Below are 17,003 nucleotides of genomic sequence, written 5' to 3' on the forward strand. Positions count from 1 at the left end.
CATTTTTAAGACCGGCTCTTGTAACCAAAAATAACCGGTAAAACTGCGCCAGTAATTAAAGTGGCGAATAGACCCACGCTGTAAATCAGCATGTTACTTGCGGTCGGGATGGAAAGCAGACTCGCAAAAACAAGGTTATTAATCGTGATGTTATAGCCACCCACAATTCCTCCGCCTACCGCACCGGCAATAATGATGTAATAAATCGTGCGGCGGTTAGGGATGATGAGGCCGTATAAGATAGGCTCAGTCACACCGCTGATTAATGAAGGGAAGAAGGCACTGCTGGCAAGCTGACGCGTACCTGCATCACGCGTTCTGATAAGGATCCCGAGTGCCACGCCCATCTGAGCGATGGCTGACATACCGCCAATGGCATAGATAGGGTCACCGCCATGGGCAATGTTTGAAAAGACTACCGGAATAATGGCCCAGTGCAGCCCAAACAGGACGATAAAGGAATAGGCTGCCCCGATGATCATCCCGGCCACAAGACTGTTCACGCCAATGATGTAAACGATGGCTGATGCCAGATAATCACCGAGGTACTTGCCGAAGGGGCCAAGTAAAAACATGGTGAGCGGAACCACAATCACGACGCATAACAACGGCACCATAAACAGCTGTACTGAATCCCACAACCTGGCCTTCAGGAAGCGCTCCAGCGCGGCAGCAACCGGTACGGCAAAGAATACCGGAAAGATGCTGTAGCCGTATTCCATAACCACAAGCGGCAGGCCGATGATATTCAGCGTCTGCCCTGCCAGACTGGTAAATTCGGGATACAGTAATGACGCGCCGATGATCGCGCCTGTTAGCTCACTGGATTTAAGCTTCCTGGCGATGGTAAAACCAAGTAGCACTGGCATGAAATAAAACGGCACATTAGCGATAAATGACAGCAGGGTTAGCGTACTGTTTCCCGTCAGAGAAGGCAGGCTCAGCAACAATGTGGTGAAAGCACGTAGCAGACCTGCGGCGGCGAGAATACCGATCAAAGGCAGGAAGCTGCCTGAAATGAATGCGAAGATACGGCTGATGAAAGATTCCCGGTTTGCTGCCGTCCCGGAAGAGGACAGCGCGCTGTTCTGACCACCGGTTTCAAGCACGCCATGCAGGGCACTGTATACTGCCCCTACCTTGTTGCCGATAATGAGCTGGCACTGTCCGCTGGCCTGCACGACTGAGAGGACCAGCGGGTTCGCTTTAAGGGCATCCTTGTTAATCTTGTCATAATCGAAGAGATTAAAACGTAAGCGCGTAGCGCAGTGGTAATAATCCTTAATATTTTCACGGCCACCTAAATTGTCAATGATAGACAATATCTGCTGTTGTTCAGACATTTGCGGGACTCTCTTGATGTAGGGTATAACCTGAAAATATCCGTGAACAGGCTGTAAATCAAAAACTATCATTTTCCTGTTTTGGAAAATAACTTTGTGAGCTAAATCACGTTCTGTACGATATTAAAAACAATACTTTCAAGGTATTTATGAGAAAAATAGTTTGCGTATAACATTTGAGGGTAATTATTAAGTTCGATGGAATGGGCTGGTTTATTATTCAGGATTGCTGGCACGCTTCCTGAAATAAGGCATAATTGCGACTTTTCAGACACGTTATTTATATACTGGCATGAGTTTATCCATTGTCCTGTCAGGGTAAGAATAAAAACGCAGTCAACCTGTCGCAGAATGGTTTTGATCAGTTCGTTGTTTGAACGCTCGACCAGATAAACCTTCCGGTTGCTGCTGCTGATGCTTTCCCTCATGACATTTGCAATATTGAAAAGAAATGAGTTAGACAGAATAATGACGGAACGACTGTTATTAATGACCTCTGCCATTTTTCTGCACTCTTCATAAGGTATATATTTATATATTTCCTCGATGACCTCTTTTTCAGTCATTCCTTTTATACCCTGATGCGTCAACCGATAGGGAGCTATGTCATTTTTTAATTCCTGGAACGAGCCGTATCCCAGTTCCCTGACGAATTTGGTGATGCTCGAAGGCGTCGTATTACAGTACGACGCCAGCTCTTCGATTTTCACATACGGAAATTCTTCGATTTTAGCAATTACCGCCATCGCAATGGCGGTAAAGACGTTTCGCTTACCGGCATAAAAAAGATATTCAGATACTCTCACATAAAGAGGACTGTAAAATACGCTATCCGGAGTGTTTTGCATGCCTGCCCCAACAGAGAGTTAACAGTGATTGCCTGACGGTCATAACAATAATGGAGCATACTACAAAGGTCGCGAATGTCAGTGCCGCCAGTGCAAGCGTGTGGTTCAGTGTGGTCATGGATGCCGCGTCAACCCTTATAAGGGCAGATGCCAGTGCCGTTGACGGGAAGGTAAATCCCCACCAGATCCGCCCAAACGTATCCGGGATCATTCTTCGCCACAGGCTGATGAGCACAATGGCAAAGAAAAGTGCGGTCCAGGCCATGAATTCAATTACGTCATTCATACCGCCATAAATACAGTACAGTCCGACGGCGATGACCGCAGGCGCTGAAACCATAATAGCCAGGCCGGGCATGGCCTTCTGCGGGGTAACAGGACGAACAAACACGATACGCCAGAGGATAAGCGGCATAAAAAGCGCCCAGCAGAGCAGAGCTGAAAACAGCAGCATCTTACTGAGGCCCGGAAACCCCAGATCCACGCCCGCGAAAGCCGGAGAGGCGTTGCCCACCATAGGTATAAGCCATACCGGGCTGATTTCATGCGTATCGAGCTGATCGATAAGCCAGCGGCGGAATGTACACGTGAGGAAAAAAATCTGGGCGGCGACGGCCGCTATCCAGAGCACCTTCGCCAGCAGGATACTGTAAGGTAGCAGTCCCATTGCGAGCAGAAAACCTGAAATTGTGGCAGCACAAAAAAAGTTCTTACTGGCACGTGAATGCCATTCTGCAAGGATAATCTGACGGCAAAAAACCAGCCGCAGAAGTTGGATACCGGTCAGTACTAAAAATACCGCTAATCCTGTCGCAAGGAATACTACACCAGGCAACGCGGACACGTCGTAGGTTTTTGCTGCGGCCCGCCATACCAGGCCCAGGCCGGTTATCCCCATCACCGAGGAATAGAGATCGAAGCTGACAGTTTGAAATTTTTCGGACACCGTATATCTCACTTTTAATTTCCGGGCAAAATTACTGCGCCCAGGACAGATGCATGCTAAATTTCCGCTATATTGGTCCTGTGCCATTACTGTTTAAAGGTCCAATTCAGGTAAATAATTGGACCACAGGGGTTTGTGTGATTGAAATTCACCTCAGCCGCAGCGCGACGGCTCTTCCGCTTTACCAACAGATTGAGCAGCAAATCAGCTGGCAGATCATCAAGGGTCAACTGAATTATGGCGAGTACCTGCCCCCCTCCCGGGAGCTGGCCCGGCAGCTGAGAGTATCCCGGGGAAGCGTTGTCCGGGCTTATGAAGCGCTTTGCATGAAAGAGTACTGTCACAGCCATACGGGAAGAGGAACGATGGTGATTTACCGGGAAAAGCCGGATGCGTCACCGCCTGGTCCGGTTGCGGCTGCCCCCTCCCCGATCGCCTACGCGAGCGATAAATTTCTTCCCGGGGGCTTATCCCTGCTTCCCAGCCATGCCAGCACGGCTCATCTTCCGGTCGGTGAGTTCCGGCAGGCTTTCAACCGCGTGCTGCGTTATCCTGACAGGCTTAATCAGTTTGGCGAGAGCGCCGGGAATCTGGAGCTACGTCAACTAATCTGTGACCAAATCCTTCCTTCCCGGGGGATCTCAGCCAGTCCCCAGGAAGTGCTGATTGTCCCCGGTTCACAGTATGGAAGTCTGCTTCTGGCCATGACGGTACGCCAGGAGAGAACATGTTTTCATTTTGGCGAGCCGGGCTACCTGGAGTTTGCCCGTAATTTTTCGCGTTTCGGCTACAATCTACAGTCACACAGGATGGATCCTGAGGGAATCGATCTATCCGACTTTCGGCCAACGGCGAAGGATATTCTTTATCTGATGCCGGAACATCATTTTCCGCAATGCATCACGTTGTCGGATAGCAGACGAAGCGAAATAATTCATTTGGCAAGTCAGAAGAAGATACTTTTGCTGGAAGATGATTATGACAGTGAATTTTACTTCGACAAAGTTCCCCGCCCTGCCCTCCGTTCAACCGCAGCCTCAGAACAGGTCGTATATATGGGTACCTTTTCCAAAGTACTTTTCAATAACGTTCGGCTCGGATATCTGGTTGCAGACAGCCATCTAATACAACAGATGGCTGCTCTACACTGGAGTCTGTCACGCGGTACAAGCGGGCTTGTGCAACAATGGGTAGCTGAATTGCTGAAAAGTGGAACATATGCGAGACATTTGCGAAGAATGCGAACGGTATACCGGCATAAACGAGATGACATGGTGGCTCTGGTACGGAAATACCTGCCGGACGCACAATTCAGCGTCCCGCCAGGTGGCCTGCAACTTTACGTCAAATTCAGCGAGCCTGAAAAAGCCATCTGGGTTTATGACTGGCTTTCCGGAAACAATATTCAGGTTGCTGATACAGGAAACTACACGTTAGATACTGACGCGACGTCTGATTTTATCGTATTAGGGTTCGCGAATACTGATGTGAATGAATGCGAGACGGTTCTTGAAAGGCTGAGTCACGCACTGTATTCAGGCCTCGACAGGATCTGATTTCGCGGTATGACTATTTTACGTTTCATCAACGATCCTATGATCTTCCTTGTTACCAGAGTGACACCGGTAACATTCACTATATCATTGTGGCCACTGTCTGTAGTGGTTTAATTAATTTGGTCACCTGAGTTGAGGTGTTATCCAAAAGTCTGGCGGAAAGTGGGCAAGATAGAAGAATGATATCTGTCGAACATTCTGGCGATATCATGTAGGTCATCAACTTGCTTATATCTGTCCCAAATAATCGTTTTCGTAATGCGCGTTTTTCGTTTCATGGCAACGTCCCCCTTGATTAAGGATAGCGTGCATCGACCCGTTAAACTCACAGCACTAAGCGGACATTTTGACTTTGCCCTGCCCCGGACATCTGAACTTAGCTTTGACATAGATTATGGTGGCTGAGTTGTAAAGCCTGCTCCTGGATAAGTGACACGTGGATTCACCATGGAGGGATTCTGATGACGGCTCATGCAGCGGACGTTTTCACTTTGGACGAAGTTAACCGACTCAAAATTATTCAGGACGTTGTCGACCGGCGTCTGACCACTCAGATGGCCACACAGCGCCTGAGTATATCTGATCGCCAGTACCGACGCCTTCTGTTGCACTGCCGTGAATCAGGCTCGCCAGATATCGCTAACCGCCATTGTTGAAATCTCAGCAATAACCAGCTGCCAGATGACCTTGCACAGTACGCGCTCAATATTATCCGCGAGCGCTATACCGACTTTGGGTCGACGCTGGCGTGTGAGAAACTCGCAGAACTGCATGATGTTCATCTGTCCAAAGAGACTGTCCGTTCACTCATGGTCAAAGCCGGTCTCTGGATCCCCCGCAAACAACGTGCGCCGAAAATTCAGCAGTCACGTTATCTTCGGGCCTGCTGCGGCGAACTGATCCAGATTGATGGTTGCGACCATCACTGGTTCGAGAACCGTGCGCCCGCCTGTACCGCGCTGGTCTATGTCGACGATGCGACGAGCCGCCTGATGCAGCTTCGTTTCGTTAAATCGGAATCGACCTTCACCTATTCATGCCACTTTAAAATGATGGCGTGGAGATCGCTCTGTGGTCCTTACGCCTGATGTCACCTTATATTGATTGAAGCGTTGCAAGCGCCGAAAGCAGGATACCGATAACGACCGGATAAAAAACGCAGGAAATCAGGAATTCAGCTACCTTATGACCTTCACTTTGGATATGAATAGTTCTTCCTATACTTATCAGAGAGGCAAAAAAACCGATCGTCGCCACAACGGCGATGAAAGTCAGAATGCAATACAGCGTTAACCCGCCAGCCTCTCTTTTCACAAGGCAACCAAACATCGCCAGCACCTGCAACAGGCTTAATGCGATCGCCCCGGAGCAGCTTTCACAAACCCTTCCATAGATACCAAACACTTCCCAGGCACGTTCGTTAATGCGCTTCACTCAGAATTCCTTCTATAAAATAAAAAAATAACAGGTGCTCAAGTTTTTACCTCTTCACCTTTGCAAATCTATATAAAAAATCCATTTAAAAAATGGTGTCCTCTTTTTTCAGGTATTCATAAGGGTTCACCCTTCCCTGCCCCTTTAGCGTAAAAACATCGTTATTTTCCGGCACAGGAACCATTCAGGATATTATTAACCATCGTCTGGCGCCATGCCTAAACCCCTTTGTAGTGCTCTTTACTCAGGCCATACTTCTTCATTCTGAGATAGAGCTTTTTACGCGGTATCAGCAGATACTCCGCCACCTCATTAATACGTCCCTGGTGGATATTCAGCGCTTCGGTGATAATCTGCCGCTCGACCTCCTCAACCCGCCGATCCAGCGGCGTCGGTTCGCCGACAAGCATCTGCGGATTCACCGTTTCCGCGAGCGGTAATACCCCCACCGCAAACAGCTCGGCGGCGTTCGCCAGTTCGCGAACGTTATTTGGCCACACCCGCCGCATCATCCCCTTCAACAGACCGGCATCCACCTCCGGGACGGGATGATTCAGCCGTTGACAGGTTTTTTGCAAATAGTGATGAAACAGCGGCTCGATATCATCAGGTCGCTTTGACAGAGGCTGGCAGCCAATTTGCGTCATCGCGAAGCAGTAATAGAGTTCCGCCACTATCTGGCTGCTGGCGGCCAGCGCCACCAGCGAAGCATTACCGATACCAATCAGGCGAAAAGGCCGTTTCTCATGACTCTGCAGCTGTACCAGATGATGTTGTTGCCCGTGAGACAGATGCTCCAGGTGGCTTAAGACCAGCGTCCCGCCCTGGGCTTGCGCGATCAGTTCATTCAGCGTGTGGGCGTTAGCCGTGCTGAGTTCGCAGGAGATAAACGGACCTTCGGCGTGACGCCCTAACTGGTGCAGGTAACGCGCGCCGGTCATCCGGCCGGTTCCCGGCTCGCCGTAAAGCCATACCGCAATATCCGTCTCTGCCAGCTGCTGAAGGCGCTGGCGATACCGATCCGTCCATTGGCTGCGGCCAATAAGCTCAACCTGTAATTTTTGCTGACAATACTGGCGACGGGCGATCACCGATTGCCTCTGACGCATCGCGGCATCCACCAGCGTGAGCAGCTTGCCCGGATCGATCGGCTTTTGCAGGAAATCCCAGGCCCCTTTTTTCACCGCCTCCACCGCCATCGGCACATCGCCGTGACCGGTGATAAGCAGAATCGGCAGCAGATCGTCATCCTGATGAAACAATGTCATTAAATCGATTCCGGAGCAGCCGGGCATGCAGACATCGCTTAAAACAATGCCGGGCCAGTCCTTCGGCACCCGCTCCCGCGCATCAAAAGGATTATTACAGGCACTGACCTGATACCCCGCTTGCTCAAGCAGCTGCGTATAGGCATCCAGCACATCGGCATCATCATCAATCAGCAGAATCGAACAGTGATTACTCAACATCTTTTACATCCGTCAAATTGAATTCCAGCACCACGCAGGCACTGCGCGTAAACGTCGACGCCAGGCGCAACGCCCCTTCCATTTGCGTCATCAGCGAAACACATATCGAAAGCCCTATTCCCAGCCCCACGGCTTTGCTGGTAGTGAACGGCTTTAACAGCGAAGGAAGTAAGGCCGCAGGCCAGCCGGGGCCGTTATCGGCAATCAACACGCACAGCCTTTCGCCCTGGATGTGCCAGCTCACGGTGATTTGCGCTGCGTGCGGGCAAGCATCAAGGGCATTTGACAGCACGTTCACCAGCACCTGATGAACACGCACTTCGTCTCCCAGGATCCAGACGGTGTCATCCGCTATCAGCAGCGTCCCCTGCTGAGGTTTATGCCGCATCGCCAGCAATTCCCACGCCACGGTAAAGGTCTGGCGCAAATCGACCGGGTGCAGCGGCGTTTCCAGTTCTGCGCGGCGGGTAAACTGGCGCAGGGAGCGGATAATCGCGTCAATGCGGTTGATCAACCCTTCCGCTTTGCTTAACGTCGTCCGCGCCTGCTCCGTCTGTCCCTGCTCGATCGCCCTTCCTGCGGTAAAAAGATACATCGACAGCGCATTCAACGGCTGATTGATCTCATGCGCCAGGGTGGTCATCGTCTGCCCCACCACCGCCAGTTTAGCGGTCTGGATCAGCTCGTCCTGAGTGGCACGCAGATCGGCCTCAATCGCTTTCCGCTCGCCTATCTCCTGTTCAAGCTGCTGTTTTTGCGCATTAAGCTGACCCAGGGTATGGCGAAGCAAACCGGCAATACGTCCCAGCTCGTCGCGCCCGTAAACCGGAATGGTCGCCTCGGTCTGGCCCAGACCAATCTGCACCACCGCCTGATTCAGCGCGGTAAAGCGTTTCACCAGCCGCGAGCGAATAAAATAATGGTTCAGCCCCCACGCCAGCAGCAGCGCCAGCAGCGTCGCCACCAGGATTAACCCGCCGCTGACCCGGACAATCTGCCCCATACGCTGATTAAACATCTGCATCTGCTGGTGACTGCTGCCAAGCTGGGCTTCCAGCAGCGTTCTGAAGCGTCCCAGCGTCGCTTCTCTGGCCCGGCTGGCTTCCACGAGCGCTTTTTGCGCGGTAACGTAGTCGCGCATGGTGTCCGGCATCTTATTTTTCACCATGCCAATTTCCAGCAGCTCATCGATCGTTTGTCGCAGGGTAATGGTGCTCGGCCAGTTATCCAGCGCACGAATATTTTCATCCGATGTTTTCTTCAGGTTTTCCAGATAACGGATATGCGTCTCCACCCGCATGCCGTCATCATTACCGGATTTCAGTTCATTGAGCCTGTCGCGCAGGTCGTCAACGATCTGATTTTCAATACGCGCCAGCGTATAGACCTGCTGTTGTTCATTCTGCACTTCCCGGGAGCGTTTCAGGTACTGCGCCGCATCCCCCTGTCGGGCTTCAATCTGATCGAGCAGCGTTCCCTGTTGCCAGGTAAAATCCTGCACCAGCGAATTCAGCTCAGTGGTGAAATCATCGTGCAGCCAGTCGATCCGCGCCGAAAGCTCTCCCACCTTTTCACGAACCAGAAACATGTTGTAGAGCACGCGATCCAGTTCCGCCAGCAGCGCGCGGCTGTCCTGCAATATCACCGCCAGCTGCTGCCGTTCTGCCGGCGACAACCCCTGGCTCAGCCGCTCTATTTTATCCAGATGCTGGATAATCTGGTTGCGCAGCTGCAGCCGTACCGTGGTATTCGGCGCCAGCAGAAATTCATTGAGCTGATCGACCACCAGGTTGAGATTACCTTCAATCAGAAAAGCCGAATGGATGCGCGGAAAATACTCATCCAGCGAATAGCGGATCTGCGAACTTTGCTCATGCCATGAATAGAGGCTGACGCTGCTGACAATCAGCGTCAGCAGCGCCCCCATCAGAAAAGCCCCGCGTAGGCTGCTACTGATACTGATTTGCCGCAGACGTTGCAGCATGGACCTGCCCATCATTTCAGTTCTTCCAGTTTATTAATCGCCTGCCGCTGATTGTTGAGAAACCAGAGCTGCCACTCCATCATCTGCTGTTCCGCGAAGCTCTTATTGTCGAACTGAGCCAGCCAGGCTTCATCCTCGCTGCTCGCCGGATCGACCGGCACACGGGTCAGCAACGCGCGAATCTCGGGCAGCGGACGCTTGAGACGGGCCTCCGCGCTATGCAGCGCTCGCCAGGCATCTTTTAGCTGAGCAAGACGAAAGCTGATCGCCGTATCGAACATCCGTTGCACCAGGCGCTGGCGTTTGAGGATCAGCCGATAGTTCAATGGCGGTTGATTCATCAGCACCGCCTGCTGCGCCGCCCGCGGATTGCCCGCCGCCAGGGGCGTTACCGGGTATTTCCCGGTATTGGCATCGGCGAGGATCGTCTGGCCCTCCGGGCTTAACAGATAGCGAATAAACCGCCGCGCCTCGCTGGCGTGCTGGCTGTTTTTAAGCACCGCGACATAGGTCGGCGAAACCGCCGACTGCGGGAAATAGGTAAAAGCCAGGTGCGGATCGTTCATCAGCAGATTGGCGTAGTTATCAATCACCGGACCGGCCACGCCCAGGCCGCTTTTAATCTTATCCGCCACCCCAAAACTGCGGGATGAAATGGTTACGAGATTTCCCGCACTCATCAACAGCGTTGCCCATCCCTTAATCCAGCCTTTTTGTTGCAACAGCGACTCCACCATCAGATGGTTGGTATCCGAACGCGACGGACTGCTCATCAGCAGCGCCCCCTGATAGCGAGGATCGGTCAGATCATCCCAGTCCGCTGGCGCAGGCAGGTGCCGTGTCATCAGCGCCGGGCGATTAATCAGCAAACCGAACCCGGAAATCGCTACGGCCACGGAGGTGGAGCGAATGGATTCCGGCACCAGTTGTTGGCTGACTGCCGGCGCACCGCTGAACGGTGCCAGCTTTTTATGCTCCTGAAGATGCTGCAGCAGCATCGGCGACGAGGTCAGGATCAGATCGACATTTTCGGCATTTGCCGTTTCAAGCAGCTGTTCCAGCGAGGCGCTGGTGCGGTTGAGCGTCCTGATCGTCACTGACCCCGGCTCTTTCTGCCAGCGATCGATAATCCACACGGTGGCGCTGGGAGAAAATGTCGTCGCCATCACCAGCTCATTGCTTTGCGCCGCACAGGGTCTCAGCCAGGCGGTCAGCAGCAGCATCGCGAGCATTTTGCTCACTATCCCGCCCCGACGAAGGGACATGTTTGTGATCCCGTTCATAAATATTGAAATACCGAAAAAATTACGTTGAGACAAAACTTACCCGTTTATGACAGCTGGCGAATTAATCACCGCGAGCGGAAAAATAGCCAAACGGGCGCCCGGGAATATCGCTAAAGATTACCAGATAATGATTGGGTAATTTGTTAGAGTCCGCACAAGCCGGACATAAAATCAGCGCAACATTAATTCCGCAGGTTCTCGCTCATTCAATATGAGTCAAAATCAACCCATCAATTCATTAGTTTGAGTCAGTTTTGACTCATTTCGACGATTTGTATTTTACGGCCGCTTATTTCACCCTTCAGGCCGAATGCTCCTGATGTTCACATCAATATAAAATACAGGTGACGACATGTTATCATTATTAAAAAAAGGGCCGTCGGCGAATACAGTTCCTGCTGAGAAAATTCAGGCAACGTATGGTCGATACCGTATGCAGGCGCTGATAAGCGTATTTCTGGGATATCTGGCGTACTATATCGTGCGCAATAACTTCACCTTATCCACGCCCTATCTGAAAGAACAGTTAGATCTTAGCGCCACGCAGATCGGTTTGCTCAGCAGCTGTATGCTCATCGCGTACGGGATCAGTAAAGGCGTGATGAGCAGCCTCGCGGATAAAGCCAGCCCGAAAGTGTTTATGGCCTGCGGTCTCGTACTGTGCGCCATCGTCAACGTCGGGTTAGGATTCAGCACCGCATTCTGGGTTTTTGCTGCGCTGGTTGTCCTGAACGGCCTGTTTCAGGGGATGGGGGTCGGCCCCTCTTTCATTACCATCGCGAACTGGTTTCCGCGCCGGGAGCGTGGCCGCGTAGGAGCTTTCTGGAATATTTCCCATAACGTCGGCGGCGGAATTGTCGCCCCGATCGTCGGCGCCGCGTTTGCGATTCTCGGTACCGAGCACTGGCAGAGCGCCAGCTACATTGTGCCGGCCTGCGTGGCGGTGGTATTCGCCATCAGCGTACTGGTGCTGGGTAAAGGTTCGCCGCGGGAGGAGGGCCTGCCTTCGCTGGAAGAGATGATGCCGGAAGAGAAAGTGGTGCTGAAGACCAAACACGCCCAGAAAGCGCCGGAGAACATGAGCGCATTCCAGATCTTCTGCACCTACGTCCTGCGTAACAAAAACGCCTGGTATGTCTCCCTTGTGGATGTGTTTGTCTATATGGTGCGTTTCGGCATGATCAGCTGGCTGCCAATCTACCTGCTGACGGTGAAACATTTTTCTAAAGAGCAGATGAGCGTCGCCTTCCTGTTTTTTGAATGGGCGGCGATTCCGTCAACCCTGCTGGCCGGCTGGCTTTCCGATAAGCTGTTCAAAGGCCGCCGGATGCCGTTAGCCATGATCTGCATGGCGCTGATCTTCATCTGTCTGATCGGCTACTGGAAAAGCGAATCACTGCTGATGGTCACGGTATTTGCGGCGATTGTGGGCTGCCTGATTTACGTCCCGCAGTTTCTGGCCTCGGTCCAGACCATGGAGATCGTCCCCAGCTTTGCCGTTGGCTCCGCCGTGGGCCTGCGCGGATTTATGAGCTATATCTTTGGCGCCTCGTTAGGCACCAGCCTGTTCGGCGTGATGGTCGATAAAATGGGCTGGCACGGCGGGTTCTATCTGCTGATGGGCGGGATCGTCTGCTGCATCCTGTTCTGCTATCTTTCTCATCGCGGCGCGCTGGAACTTGAGCAACAGCGTAAAAACAGCGAGCAGGAAGAGGCCCGGCTGGCGCTGGCTGACGCGCAGTAAGCGCCTGAACCCGGGGAAACAAGAGCCAGCTTGCTGGCTCTTTTGCCGTTGAGAGAGGAATTGATGTCCGCAGCTGCTCCCGACGACGGTATAAAGCAAGTATCCCTGCCATCACTGATGTTACTACTGAGTGGAATGAACGGCCTACTTCGCCGGGATAATCAGCTCTTGACCCGGATAGATTTTATCGGGATGCGTCAGCATCGGTTTATTGGCTTCAAAAATACGTTGATAATCATTGGCAGAGCCATACATCGCTTTGGAGATAGCGCTCAGGGTGTCACCGGATTTGACCGTGTAAAAACGACTTTCCGCCCCGCTTTGCGTCACCTTAACGCCGTCACTGACCTGACCTACGCCAGTGACATTCCCGACCGCTACCAGAATTTTTTCCTTATCCTCCTGCGAAGCGACATCGCCAGTGACCTTGGCGGTGCCATCGTCCGCAACATCAATATTGACCTTTTCGGCGCCAGGCAGATTAAGACCATCGATATGTTTTTTCAGTTTATCGGCCCGCTCTTCTTTACTGTCTCCGGAGACGGCGTCCCATATTTTCTCGCCCGCTTCTTTCACAAAACTTAATAATCCCATCTTTCCATACCTCCTCGACTGTTACATGATCACATCATCATCGGACCTGTTGACCCAATGTCAGGGGGGCTGGTTTGCTACCCGCCCTCGCGTCAACTGCCTGAAGCAGCACAAGCCACCATCAAAGTATAATCAATAAGCGTCAAAGTGCAGGATATTTGCCCCGCTACGGCAGGAAAGTCTGTATTCCGGCAAGGCGACACGAAATGGAAGCGGACATAGCCCCCCCAGCCATGCAGAGAAATGATGGCCCCTCGTCGTACAATGGCTGGAGAGGCAATGCCCGGATAAGACGCGGACCACCTGAGCAAGATTTCAGAAGACGCCGCTTCCGGCGCCTCCTGTGATTCACCTCGCGGCTATTCCTCGTACGCAGCGTGATGGAAATCAATTTCCCACTGCAGTACTTCACCGTAAAGTGCCGACAGCGCCTGCTTTTCTTTTTCACTCAGCGCCATGGCGCAACGGTCGAGTTCGTTCTTTAGCCAGAGCGCCTGCTGATAAAATTCGTCCTCCGCGTGCATTTCCACCCAGCGTCGTAAATCAGCATCGCTCTGTCGATGATCGCTCGCCCGTCGGCACCAGCAAGAGTACATCCACTCCGCACCGAACATCAGGGTCACGATCTGCTCATAACTGCCCTCGCGGGCGGTCCGCAGCATACCGTCGCGAAAACGCCGTACCCCGGGCAAATCATCCGGGTACTCAGCGGGATCGATCTGCCGCGCTGACAACACCTGCTCAAACCACGCGATCTGCGTATCAGCCAGGGCATTCAGCACGCCAATCAGCCAGCGCTGCTGATGAATACCCGGCGCTTTGCTGACCCCAAGGGCAACAATCGCGATGGCCGTCGCGACAAAGTTGCCCTCAAACACCAGATAGCGGTTGAAGACGGCTGTCGGCAGTCGATCCTGTTCAATATCAGTGACAAACGGGTGCTGCTGCATCGCCTGCCACGCCGGTTGATGTTCGCGCAGCAGGCGTTCGCTAAACGCTTCCATTAGGCTTCCTCCAACGCGGCCTGAGCGACCGACATAAAATGCTTCACCCGGGCCAGCTCAACATCGTTCCACCAGACGCCATCGACCTTCATCGTACTGGCCACAATGACCCCCTGGGTCCGCCCAAGGATCTGCCTCACGTTAGCCGGCGTTACCCCGGAGCCCACCAGGAGCGGTAGCGCCGTCGCCGCGCGGATCTCGTCAATTTCCGCCATTGTGGCGCTATCGCCCGTGCGCTGGCCGGTGGCGATCACCGCGTCGGCCTCGAAGAAATCAACATCGCGCGTCAGCTCCTGAATCGAACGATCGGCGACGATGGCATGGCTACCGTGCTTGACATGGCTATCGGCAAAAACGCGAATATGCTCAGCGCGCAGCATACTGCGGTAGCGCAGCGCCTTTGCCGCCGCCCCTTCGATAAATCCTTCGTTGGCGATATAGGCGTTGGCCCACTGGTTGACGCGGACGAAATCGGCGCCACCCGCCAGCGCGATGGCCATCGCCGGGATCGCCGCGTTAGCCAGGACGTTAATACCCAGCGGGACCGCAAACCGCTCACGAACTTTCTCGGTAATGACCGCCATCAGCGCGGAGGTTTCATGGCCGATATCCTCAGGTTTAGAAAACGGAATATCGCCGTGGTTTTCAATAATCAGACCATGAACACCGCCTGAAATATAATTTTCAGCATCGCGAAGCGCACGCTCAACAATATCGGAGACTGATTTTCCTCGATATTTAGGTGCGCCAGGAAAAGGATCGCAATGAATAACGCCAATAACGGCTTTTTTTCGTGAAAAAATAGCTTGTATTGCATTGGTTTTTTCTGCTGAGATAGCAACCATCTTATCCATCCTGTTAAGGGAACACTATGCGTGTTTACGTTACCGGTAATATTGCCGTCGATGAAACCTGGTCCATTCCGGATATACCGAAAAAAGGCACTTCCATTCACGGCGTTAAAGTTTCGCAGGATATCGGCGGTAAAGGCGCGAATCAGGCGATTATATTATCCCGCTGTGGAATAGAGACGCGTTTAATTGCCGCCACGGGAAATGACAGCAACGGCGCCTGGATCCGCCAGCAGATAAAAAATGAACCACTGACCTTACTTCCCGACCAACCTTTCAATCAACATAGCGACACCTCGATTATTTTAAATAGCGCTGATGGCGACAATGCCATCATTACCACGACGGCGGCTGCCGACGCCTTCAGCCTTGAGGATATTATTCCGCATATGGCGGATGCCGCCGCCGGCGATATTCTGCTGCAGCAGGGCAATTTCTCCCTTGATAAAACGCGGGCGCTGTTCCGGTACGCCAAAACTCTCGGCATGACCACGGTGTTCAACCCCTCGCCCGTCAATCCTGACTTTTGCTATCTGTGGCCGCTTATCGACATCGCGGTAGTCAATGAATCCGAGGCCGAGCTGCTTCAGCCCTATGGGGTGAAAACCTTAGTGATAACCCAGGGTGCCGCTGGCGCCTGGCTGGTTCAGGCGGGACAGCGCCAGTTTTGTCCCGCCGTGTCCGCCGAAGCGATTGATACGACCGGCGCAGGCGATACGTTCCTCGCCGTCATGCTGGCCTCCGCCCTGCTGCGCGGCGTCGCGCCGGATGACCTGGCGCTGGCGCACGCCAGCCGCGCTGCCGCCATAACCGTTAGCCGCCGGGGAACGCTCAGCGCGTTTCCCGGCAGCCATGAGCTCGCCGCCCTGTTAACCCAGGACGGCGCGCGTTGACCTACTTAAACAGCGGACGGTAAGCATCGACGTTCGCTTTGGTCACCACCGTCGCCGGAACCAGAATGGTTTTCGGCACGGTTTTTCCCGACGTGATGCTGTTCAGCGCATTCAGGGCCTCGGCGCCCATCTTTTCCGGATCCTGCTGCAGGACGGCCGTCACGTAGCCGCCGTCAATACCGGAAATCGCCTTCGCCGTCAGATCCCAGCCAAACACTTTAATGTCCTTCTGGCGCCCCTGGTTTTCTACGGCGGCGATAGCGCCGAGCAGCGCGGGTTCGCCGGTGGCATAGATTGCTGTCAGATCCGGGTTGCCGGTGATCAGGTTTTCCGCCGCGGTCATCGCTTTATCCTGCACGTTCTGCCCGTCGACCACGTTAGCGATGGTAATGTTCGGATTGCTTTTCAGCGTCTCTTCGAACCCTTTCTGCCGCTGGTTCTGGATGGCCGAATTCAGCGCGCCGACAATCCCCACCCTCGCCTTGCCATCCATCTCTTTCTGCACGTAGTCCACAAAATATTTACCAATAATTCTGCCGCCTTCAATATTGTCCACGCCGACCTGGGCCGCCTGTGGTCCGGCCGGTAATACGGCATCAATCGCAATCACCGGAATGTTAGCGGCGGTGGCTTCTTTTACCGCTGGCATAATTCCGTTAACGTCGATAGCGGCGACCAGAATGCCTTTAACGCCTTGCTGAATATAGTTTTCTATCGCGTCGTTTTGCGCCACGGGATTATCGTTAGAATTGAAAATAACTAAATCCTTGCCGCTGGCCTTAGCCGCATCCTGCGCGCCTTTATTCATCAAATTAAAGAACAGCGCCTGCTGATTGATTTGCACCAGCGCATAAGTCGGACCGGCAGCGCTGGCGGCAGAAATAAAACTCATCGATGCCAGCATGGTCGTGGCGACAGCAAGTAAACGCAGTTTTCCGGTGTAAAATAACATCATCAGTATCCTCGTCGGGAATAGTTGATAGCCAGCAGAGTTCCGCGCCGCATGCGAACGCAGAAGGATTGTTTTTTTGGCGGGCAAATATCGTCTATA

14 protein-coding genes and 2 pseudogenes are annotated in these 17,003 nt (G+C 53.0%); 4 read left to right on the forward strand and 12 right to left on the reverse strand.

From position 1 onward, the window contains the following. Positions 1–5: 5 nt before the first annotated feature. From ACOI7Z_RS03830 to ACOI7Z_RS03840, 3 genes are all read right to left on the reverse strand, one after another. The gene (locus tag ACOI7Z_RS03830) at positions 6–1,343 is read right to left on the reverse strand and encodes a PTS transporter subunit EIIC (RefSeq protein ID WP_065883975.1); all 1,338 of its coding nucleotides are present in this window, start codon (positions 1,341–1,343) and stop codon (positions 6–8) included. Positions 1,344–1,444: 101 nt separating this feature from the next. Further along, positions 1,445–2,191 (reverse strand): transcriptional regulator, RpiR family protein, encoded by a 747-nt coding sequence (locus ACOI7Z_RS03835; RefSeq protein ID WP_087849382.1) that lies wholly within the window; start codon positions 2,189–2,191, stop codon positions 1,445–1,447. After that, positions 2,172–3,137, reverse strand: a complete 966-nt coding sequence (locus tag ACOI7Z_RS03840) for a C4-dicarboxylate transporter (protein WP_240513451.1) — start codon at positions 3,135–3,137, stop codon at positions 2,172–2,174. The genes ACOI7Z_RS03835 and ACOI7Z_RS03840 overlap by 20 nt, the downstream gene beginning before the upstream one ends. 53 nt (positions 3,138–3,190) lie before the next feature. On the opposite strand from ACOI7Z_RS03840, the gene ACOI7Z_RS03845 reads away from it, so the two are divergent. After that, entirely contained in the window at positions 3,191–4,693 is a 1,503-nt protein-coding gene (locus ACOI7Z_RS03845) for a PLP-dependent aminotransferase family protein (protein ID WP_080844606.1), read from the forward strand. Between the two features lie 143 nt (positions 4,694–4,836). Here ACOI7Z_RS03845 and ACOI7Z_RS03850 read toward each other — a convergent pair. Continuing rightward, a pseudogene (locus tag ACOI7Z_RS03850) lies at positions 4,837–4,971 on the reverse strand (IS30 family transposase); the annotation flags it as partial. A gap of 183 nt (positions 4,972–5,154) precedes the next feature. Between ACOI7Z_RS03850 and ACOI7Z_RS03855 the strand changes: the two are divergent. Then, positions 5,155–5,727: pseudogene (locus tag ACOI7Z_RS03855) on the forward strand (ISNCY family transposase); the annotation flags it as partial. 61 nt (positions 5,728–5,788) lie between these two features. On the opposite strand, the gene ACOI7Z_RS03860 reads toward ACOI7Z_RS03855, so the two are convergent. The 4 genes from ACOI7Z_RS03860 to pgtC all read right to left on the reverse strand — a co-directional run bounded on the left by ACOI7Z_RS03860 (position 5,789) and on the right by pgtC (position 10,812). Beyond that, on the reverse strand, positions 5,789–6,127 hold the full coding sequence (locus ACOI7Z_RS03860) for a hypothetical protein (RefSeq protein ID WP_087849384.1): 339 nt from the start codon (positions 6,125–6,127) through the stop codon (positions 5,789–5,791). Between the two features lie 218 nt (positions 6,128–6,345). Next, positions 6,346–7,596, reverse strand: coding sequence for a two-component system response regulator PgtA (gene pgtA / locus ACOI7Z_RS03865; protein ID WP_087849385.1), 1,251 nt, complete (start codon positions 7,594–7,596; stop codon positions 6,346–6,348). Continuing rightward, positions 7,586–9,595, reverse strand: a complete 2,010-nt coding sequence (gene pgtB, locus ACOI7Z_RS03870; protein ID WP_087849386.1) for a two-component system sensor histidine kinase PgtB — start codon at positions 9,593–9,595, stop codon at positions 7,586–7,588. Before pgtB ends, pgtA begins: the two co-directional genes overlap by 11 nt. Next, on the reverse strand, positions 9,592–10,812 hold the full coding sequence (pgtC, locus tag ACOI7Z_RS03875; protein WP_087849387.1) for a phosphoglycerate transport regulator PgtC: 1,221 nt from the start codon (positions 10,810–10,812) through the stop codon (positions 9,592–9,594). Before pgtC ends, pgtB begins: the two co-directional genes overlap by 4 nt. A gap of 406 nt (positions 10,813–11,218) precedes the next feature. On the opposite strand from pgtC, the gene pgtP reads away from it, so the two are divergent. Continuing rightward, positions 11,219–12,610, forward strand: a complete 1,392-nt coding sequence (gene pgtP, locus ACOI7Z_RS03880; protein ID WP_087849388.1) for a phosphoglycerate transporter PgtP — start codon at positions 11,219–11,221, stop codon at positions 12,608–12,610. A 144-nt stretch (positions 12,611–12,754) separates the two neighbouring features. On the opposite strand, the gene lysM is transcribed toward pgtP, so the two are convergent. The 3 genes from lysM to ACOI7Z_RS03895 form a co-directional block, all read right to left on the reverse strand. Further along, the gene (lysM, locus tag ACOI7Z_RS03885; RefSeq protein WP_087849389.1) at positions 12,755–13,204 is read right to left on the reverse strand and encodes a peptidoglycan-binding protein LysM; all 450 of its coding nucleotides are present in this window, start codon (positions 13,202–13,204) and stop codon (positions 12,755–12,757) included. Positions 13,205–13,563: 359 nt separating this feature from the next. Further along, entirely contained in the window at positions 13,564–14,208 is a 645-nt protein-coding gene (locus tag ACOI7Z_RS03890; protein WP_087849390.1) for a TenA family protein, read from the reverse strand. After that, positions 14,208–15,053, reverse strand: coding sequence for a BtpA/SgcQ family protein (locus ACOI7Z_RS03895; RefSeq protein WP_087849391.1), 846 nt, complete (start codon positions 15,051–15,053; stop codon positions 14,208–14,210). The genes ACOI7Z_RS03890 and ACOI7Z_RS03895 overlap by 1 nt, the downstream gene beginning before the upstream one ends. Positions 15,054–15,079: 26 nt before the next feature. On the opposite strand from ACOI7Z_RS03895, the gene ACOI7Z_RS03900 reads away from it, so the two are divergent. Continuing rightward, on the forward strand, positions 15,080–15,952 hold the full coding sequence (locus ACOI7Z_RS03900) for a PfkB family carbohydrate kinase (protein WP_087849392.1): 873 nt from the start codon (positions 15,080–15,082) through the stop codon (positions 15,950–15,952). Position 15,953: 1 nt separating this feature from the next. Here the strand turns inward: ACOI7Z_RS03900 and ACOI7Z_RS03905 are convergent, their stop codons facing one another. Further along, complete coding sequence (locus ACOI7Z_RS03905; protein ID WP_087849393.1) at positions 15,954–16,907, reverse strand: substrate-binding domain-containing protein; 954 nt, start codon at positions 16,905–16,907, stop codon at positions 15,954–15,956. Positions 16,908–17,003: the final 96 nt, after the last annotated feature.

It is taken from the genome of Klebsiella sp. C283, from assembly GCF_048822555.1.
GTDB lineage: Bacteria > Pseudomonadota > Gammaproteobacteria > Enterobacterales > Enterobacteriaceae > Klebsiella > Klebsiella quasipneumoniae.

Coding starts and splice junctions, on each gene's coding strand:
- ACOI7Z_RS03830 (WP_065883975.1), bottom strand. CDS start 1,343: ATGTCTGAACAACAGCAGATATTGTCTATCATTGACAATTTAGGTGGC.
- ACOI7Z_RS03835 (WP_087849382.1), bottom strand. CDS start 2,191: ATGCAAAACACTCCGGATAGCGTATTTTACAGTCCTCTTTATGTGAGA.
- ACOI7Z_RS03845 (WP_080844606.1), top strand. CDS start 3,191: ATGCTAAATTTCCGCTATATTGGTCCTGTGCCATTACTGTTTAAAGGT.
- pgtA (WP_087849385.1), bottom strand. CDS start 7,596: ATGTTGAGTAATCACTGTTCGATTCTGCTGATTGATGATGATGCCGAT.
- pgtB (WP_087849386.1), bottom strand. CDS start 9,595: ATGATGGGCAGGTCCATGCTGCAACGTCTGCGGCAAATCAGTATCAGT.
- pgtC (WP_087849387.1), bottom strand. CDS start 10,812: ATGCTCGCGATGCTGCTGCTGACCGCCTGGCTGAGACCCTGTGCGGCG.
- pgtP (WP_087849388.1), top strand. CDS start 11,219: ATGTTATCATTATTAAAAAAAGGGCCGTCGGCGAATACAGTTCCTGCT.
- lysM (WP_087849389.1), bottom strand. CDS start 13,204: ATGGGATTATTAAGTTTTGTGAAAGAAGCGGGCGAGAAAATATGGGAC.
- ACOI7Z_RS03890 (WP_087849390.1), bottom strand. CDS start 14,208: ATGGAAGCGTTTAGCGAACGCCTGCTGCGCGAACATCAACCGGCGTGG.
- ACOI7Z_RS03895 (WP_087849391.1), bottom strand. CDS start 15,053: ATGGTTGCTATCTCAGCAGAAAAAACCAATGCAATACAAGCTATTTTT.
- ACOI7Z_RS03900 (WP_087849392.1), top strand. CDS start 15,080: ATGCGTGTTTACGTTACCGGTAATATTGCCGTCGATGAAACCTGGTCC.
- ACOI7Z_RS03905 (WP_087849393.1), bottom strand. CDS start 16,907: ATGATGTTATTTTACACCGGAAAACTGCGTTTACTTGCTGTCGCCACG.